Source organism: Streptomyces sp. NPDC004561, from assembly GCF_053602155.1.
The window spans coordinates 1-6,223 of record NZ_JBSGDB010000497.1; the positions used below are offsets into that span (position 1 = coordinate 1).

General features: G+C 72.6%; 4 protein-coding genes. 1 reads left to right on the forward strand and 3 read right to left on the reverse strand.

Annotated elements, in window-relative coordinates; genetic code table 11:
- Positions 1 to 1,810: ATP-binding protein (locus ACWEN3_RS38925; RefSeq protein ID WP_452981200.1), on the forward strand; the 1,810-nt coding region annotated here is incomplete at its 5' end.
- Between the two features lie 13 nt (positions 1,811 to 1,823).
- Here ACWEN3_RS38925 and ACWEN3_RS38930 read toward each other — a convergent pair.
- The 3 genes from ACWEN3_RS38930 to ACWEN3_RS38940 form a co-directional block, all read right to left on the reverse strand.
- Positions 1,824 to 3,221, reverse strand: coding sequence for an RICIN domain-containing protein (locus ACWEN3_RS38930; protein ID WP_452981203.1), 1,398 nt, complete (start codon positions 3,219 to 3,221; stop codon positions 1,824 to 1,826).
- Between the two features lie 150 nt (positions 3,222 to 3,371).
- Positions 3,372 to 4,901, reverse strand: a complete 1,530-nt coding sequence (locus ACWEN3_RS38935; RefSeq protein ID WP_452981206.1) for a PE-PGRS family protein — start codon at positions 4,899 to 4,901, stop codon at positions 3,372 to 3,374.
- 79 nt (positions 4,902 to 4,980) lie between these two features.
- The coding region (locus ACWEN3_RS38940; RefSeq protein ID WP_452981209.1) for an eCIS core domain-containing protein at positions 4,981 to 6,223 on the reverse strand (1,243 nt) is incomplete at its 5' end.

The window sequence follows — 6,223 nt, forward strand, 5'->3', positions numbered from 1 at the left end:
CGGGGGCACCGGCGACGACCGGCTGGCCGCGCTGGCGGCCCGGCTCCGCCTGACCGAACTGGACGCCACCCTCCTGCTGATCGCCCTCGCCCCCGACCTGGACCGCACCTTCGAGCCGCTGTACGGCTACCTCAACGACGACGTCAGCCGGCGCAGGGCCACGATCGGCCTCGCCCTGGACCTGTGCGGCATACCGGCGTACGTGTCGGGCGCGCGGGCCCGCTTCCACCCGGCGGCGCCGCTGGCCGAGCTCGGGCTGCTGACCGTCGAGGAGCCCGAACGCCCCTTCCTGAGCCGGTCGTTGCGGGTGCCCGACCGGCTGATGGCCCATCTGCTCGGTGACGACACCCCCGACGTGGCGCTGGCGGGACGGGTGCGCCCGATGTCGTACGACGGTGACGTCCCGGACCACGGTGACGATGACGGCGACGGCGACGAGTTCGGCGTCTTCGTGCGGCGGCTGGCCGCGCTGCTCGCCGCCGGTCCACCGCTCGCCGTGCACCTGCGTGAGCGCAGGGAGGGCGACGGCCTGGCCTGCGTCGCGGCGGCGCTGCGTGCCGCGGGACTGCCGGCCCTGCACTTCTCCGGCCCCGCCGACCTCGTCCCGGACCTGCTGCGGGAGGCACGGCTGAGCGGCCGTGCGGTCGTGGTCCGCGATCTGCCGGAGCGACCGGCGGACCTGGTGCGGGCGTTGACCGCCGCCCCGGACGTGCCGGTGCTGATCACCGCCCCGCAACCGTACGACCCCCAGTGGTCCGACCGTGACCCGCTGGTCCTGGAGGCGCCCGCGCACCGGACGGGCGCGGTGGGCGCCTGGGCGCGGGCGCTGGGCGTCGGCGAGGACGAGCCCGGCCTCGACCTGGCCGCCACCGTCGCCCCGTACCACCTGGCCGGACACCGCGTCGCCCGCGCCGCGCTCGCCGCGCGGGCGCTCGCCGGGTTCGACGGCACCCCGCTCACCGCCGCCCACGTGCGGCTGGCCGCGCGACAGCAGTCGGCGTCCGGGCTGGAGCGGCACGCACGCCGGATCAGGCCGGCCGTGGACTGGCGGGACCTGGTGCTGCCCGAACGGCCCCTGACCCAGCTGCGCGAACTCGCCCTGCGCGCCCGCCACCGCGACCGCGTCCTCGGCGACTGGCGGCTCAGCGCGGGCGGCGGCCGGGGCCGCGGGGTGCTCGGCCTGTTCGCGGGCGAGTCCGGCACGGGCAAGACCATGTCCGCGGAGGTGGTCGCCGCCGAACTCGGCCTGGACCTCTACGTGGTGCAGCTGTCGTCCGTGGTCGACAAGTACGTCGGCGAGACCGAGAAGAACCTCGAACGCATCTTCACCGAGGCCGACCGCACCGACGCGGTGCTCCTCTTCGACGAGGCGGACGCGGTGTTCGGCAGGCGGTCGGAGGTGAAGGACTCGCACGACCGGTACGCGAACATGGAGAGCGCCTATCTGCTCCAGCGCCTGGAGTCCTTCGACGGCATCGCGCTGCTGACCACCAACCTGCGCGCCAACATCGACGAGGCGTTCACCCGCCGGCTGGACCTGGTGGTCGACTTCCCGTTCCCGGAGCCGGAACAGCGGCTCGCGCTGTGGCGGCACGGACTGTCCCACGTCCCGGCCGCCGAAGGAATCGAACTCGCCTCCCTGGCCGCGCAGTTCGAGCTGGCCGGCGGCTCGATCCGCAGCGCGGTGGTGACCGCGGCCTACCTCGCCGCCGGCCGCGGCGAACCGGTCACCGCGGCCGACCTGCTGGAGGGCGCCCGACGCGAGTACCGCAAGGCGGGACGGCTGGTGCCGGGCGAGGGCACCTGGTGACCGCCGGCGCGGGTCAGCCCTCCGAGGGGTGGACGATCTCCCATTCCTGGTCGTCGGTGTTGGTGCAGTTGAACAGGGTGAGGTTGGTGCCGTCCCCGCCGGTCCTGTAACCCGCGACGTCGAGGCACTTGTTGTCGCTGGCGTAGTTGCGGATCCAGTAGGCGCCGCTCGCCTGCTTGTCGATCCACCACAGCTGGTTGTCGGCGGTCGTGCCGTCGCAGGCGTACTCGGTGATGGCGCTCTGCAGGGGCGCGGCGCCGTAGCCCGGCAGGTCCATGCAGAGCTGGTCCTTGACGTTGCGGATCTGGAAGAGGGCGCTGCCGCCGGGTCCCTGCTTCGGGTACTTCACCTCGAGGTTCCACAGCTGGTTGTCGTTCGAGGTCCCGTCACACGTGTACTCCTGCACGGGTCCGCCCGACGAGCCCTGGTCGTACCCGGGGATGTCCGCGCACTTCTCGGTGGTCGTGTTGCGCAGCAGGATGCTGCTGGCGGGGACGACCGGCTTGGGTCCCTTCTTCTTCGGCTGTGCGTCCCCGCCGCCGCCCCCGCTGCCACCCGGGGCCGGCTGCTGTGGCTGGGCCGGGGTCGGCGGCACGTTGGCGCTCAGCGACGGGGAAGGCGCCGGCTTCAGGGCGGTGCCGGCCTCGGCGACCTTCTCGTTGGCGCCGGTGTTGACGGCCGGTTTGTAGGCCATCCACAGCATGAGGAAGGTGAAGCCGAGGGCGAGCATGGCGCCGAAGAAGGTGGCGAGCCAGCGCGGCAGGAAGCCCCGCTGGATGTACGTGCCCTCGACGGGCAGCGGGTCGGCCCCCGAGCGCTGCACGGCGAGGGTGTACGGCCGCTGCTGCTTGGGCCCGAACCAGATGATGTGGCGCGGCTTCAGCGTGGTCCTGACGAAGGCCGCGCGGCCGGGTTCGATCTGGACGTTGGCGGGGTTCAGGTCGTAGGCGAGGTGGTCGCCGTTGTCGGAGCCGTTCAGCGATGCGGTCAGCCTGGTGTTGCCGAGGTTGTCGACGGCGAGCCGCGGCCGCCCCCGGAACCGCCCCTTCACGGTGACGGGCACGAGTTCGGCCCGTACCTCCGTGAAGGGGGTGATCGTGAGGTTGCCCTCCGGCACGGTGGTGGCCTCGGGGTGCTCGGTGGGCGTGATCCGGACGGCGTACGGGTTCGGCCCCGCGGTGGCGTCGGGGGTACGGGGCGGGGCGAAGGTCAGCTCGACGGTCCCGGTCGTGCCCGGATAGAGCCGCAGTGAGGGCGGCTCGACCCTCGTCCAGGGCGCCACCGGCCCGACCGGTTCGAAGCGGTACTCGTCGACGACGTCACCGGTGTTGCGCAGCCGCAGCCGCACGCGGGTGCTGCTGCCGGGGTCGACGGTCGCGGAGGCGGGTTCGAGAGAGGTCCACAGGCTCACCAGGGGACGGTAGCCGGGCGGTGGCGGCCGGGTCAGGGGCCGGACGGGCAGAGTCGGCTGCGCGAGGGGCCGGGTCGTTGCCCTTGGGGACCCGGCGACCGGGGAGCGCCCCGTCGGGCTCGGCGCCTGCCGGCCGTGGGCCCGGGCCCGTCAGGTGCCTGCGCCGGCCCCCGGCGCCGGCAGCGGCCGCCTGCCGATCAGCTCCGCGAACCGGGCGCGCCGCCCGTCGTCGTCGGGGGCGGCCGCGAGGTCCGCCTTCCAGCGGGCCTCCAGCGTCCTGAGCCGCTCCGGCCACTTCTGGCCGTCCTTCTCGAACTCGGCGAGGTCGACGTAGCGCTGGTTCAGGTGGAGGGGGACGTCCGCGGCGAGCTTGTCGGCCTTGTGTCCATGGACGTTGGACACAGGGTTGGCGGTGGCTTCGGTGCTGGTCGGTCCGTGGAAGTAGCCGACCGGATTGGTCTTCCACGGGGCGGTGGTCTCGATGCCGATCTGCAGGGCCCCGTCACGGCGCGCGGTCGGTGCCTTGAAGCCCAGGAAGACGTGCCCGTAGCGGCCGTCCGGCAGGATGGCGTCGCCGTGGATGTCCGGGTTGCCCAGGCCGCCGATCGCCGCGTTCACCCCGAACAGCTTGGTGTCCGGATCGGCGAGGTTCTTGCCCGTGGCCTTCATACCGCCCACTTCCTCGAAACTGCCGCGGCCCCCCTCCGTGTTGTCGCCGATCGCCATGTGATGGGTGCCGTACCCGCGCACCTCCGTCCACTTGCTGACGCGGCTGCCCTTGCCCGTGGTGAGCCCCAGCCAGTTGGTCAGTTCGGCGGGGTTGTCGCTCTGGCCGATCTGCGGGATGCGGATGTTGACCCGGCCGCCGTGGGCCAGCGCGCGGGCCACGTCGCCGTCCCGGTAGTCCAGGTGGGTCCCGGCGTCCGGCACGTACGTCTTCAGCCCGTTGCGCAGGATCAGGAACACCTTGGCCAGCAGCTCGTTGGCGCGTGCCGCGTTGTTCCGGTGCTCCTCGGCCTTCGGATGGTCGTCGCCGATGCCCCGGGGGACGAAGGTGTCGAGGAAGGTGTCCCGGATCTGGGCGTCGCGCTCCTGTTCCAGGTGGATCCGCTCCGGCTCCGGGGTGCCCGGGTCGTGTGCGGCGAGATGGCGGCCGATCAGGTAGTCCGGCCGGGTGGGCGTGCCGCCCGTCCTCGTCTCCGGGGGGTTGCGCCAGTATCGGGTCGCGATCAGCAGCCGCTGTCCCTTGGGACGCTTGACCCAGCGATAGTGCTGGTTCCTCCCGATGTAGTCCTCCGCCTCGGCGACCGTGCACAGCCCCCGTTCGTGCAGCCACTTGGGATCGGCGGCCAGGGTCTCGATGTCGCCGACCTGTTCCTCCGTGAACATCGGCCCCTGGTCCAGCCGCCGGTCGATCAGTTTGCGCATCTGCTTGGCCGACACCCGCTCCGGGGTCTCGCCGGTGATGGACCGCGTCAGCCTGTCCTTCGCCTCGGCCAGGGCCGCGGCGCCGGCCGCCTCGGCCCTGGCCTGGGTCGCCGCCGTGTTCCCCGCCATGGCCTGGATGGTCAGCATGCGCTGCACGGGGGCCGCGGGGAGCTGGGACCTCGGCGCGGGCACCGGGCCCGGGGTGCTGTGTCGGCCGTCCCGTTGCCGGTCCCCGGCGTCGTGTGCGTGCAAGGTGGTCGTCCCCTCTGCTGACTGCTGTGCGGTTCCCCGGTGTGTGCGGATCGGCGGTGCCGGAGGGCGTGCCGCGGACTCAGTGCCTGGTCACGGTGGTGAGGTGGTAGGAGGGCCCGTGGTGGGGAACGAAGGGGACACCGTTGAGGTCGGCGGTGTGCCTGCCGTCCGCGGTCGTCGTGACGGGTTCGACGGACACGGTCAGGGGCTTGTAGTCCGCGTCGCCGGCGGCCTTCTCCCGGTTGATGTTCTCGATCTGGGTGCGCAGCGCCCCCGACTGGTCGCGGCCGGTGTCCTGGTCGTCCGTGACGATCCAGGCCCGGCTGTTGGCGCCCATGATGGATTCGAGGCAGGACGCCAGGCTCATGGGGGCAGGCGTCCTGTCCGCCCAGGGGCCGGGATGCAGCACGTACACGTCGGTGTGCGGCACGTGGGTTCCGAAGTCGGTGACCGAGGCGCGGTGGATCCGCCGGGGGTTCGCCGGGATGCCCATGGAGTCCAGGCTCGCCTCCATCGCGTTCTCCTTCATCTCCGGGTCGAAGGCGGTGACGTTCCCGTGCTTCTCCCACGCGCCCTTGAGGAACCGCCTGTCGTGCATCGAGAAGGGGACGTCCATCGCGGCCACGACGCTGTTGCGGGTGTCCAGCAGGGCGTTCTCGACGGTCGCGTACTCCTCGTCCCCGTCGATGTACCGCTCCAGCCGTTCCTTGTGGTCGTCGTGGAGCTCGGTGTACCAGGCGGCGGTCGTCACCTCCTGCCGCGACAGCTCCCGCATCTCGCCTTCGTCGTCCTCGTCGAGGAGCGTTCGCTGTACGGGCGCCGCGGCGGCGGCGGCCGCCGGCGCGCCCTCCCCCGGCGAGGGCGCCGAATCCCGCACCTGCCCGGTCATCACCCGGCGGGCGTTGTCCACCGCGTGCCGTTCGCCCGGGTCGCCCTCGCTGGAGACGCTCAGGCCCATCCCGTTGTCGGTTCCGGGCACCGAGCCGAGCAACTGGTCCTGGTAGTGGGTGAGTTCGTGCGCCCAGTCCTCCTTGCTCATCGGCGCGCCCTCGACGATGTGCGGCCCGGAGGTGTACGCCTTGGCGCCCAGTTCCGCGGCCGACGCCTGCGCCAGAGGGCCCTTGTGATGGCGGACACCGCTGAAGTCGGCGCCGCCGAAGAGGCCCTCCATCTCGGAGCGCAGGCCCGCGTCCATCTCCTCCCCGGGGGTCTCCAGCACACTGTGCGCCAGGGCCCGCCGCTGCACCGGCGGCACATGGCCGCAGGCCCCGTCGTGTTCGTGGGGTTCGGTCACCGCCGCTCGGCGCTGCACCGGCGGCAGA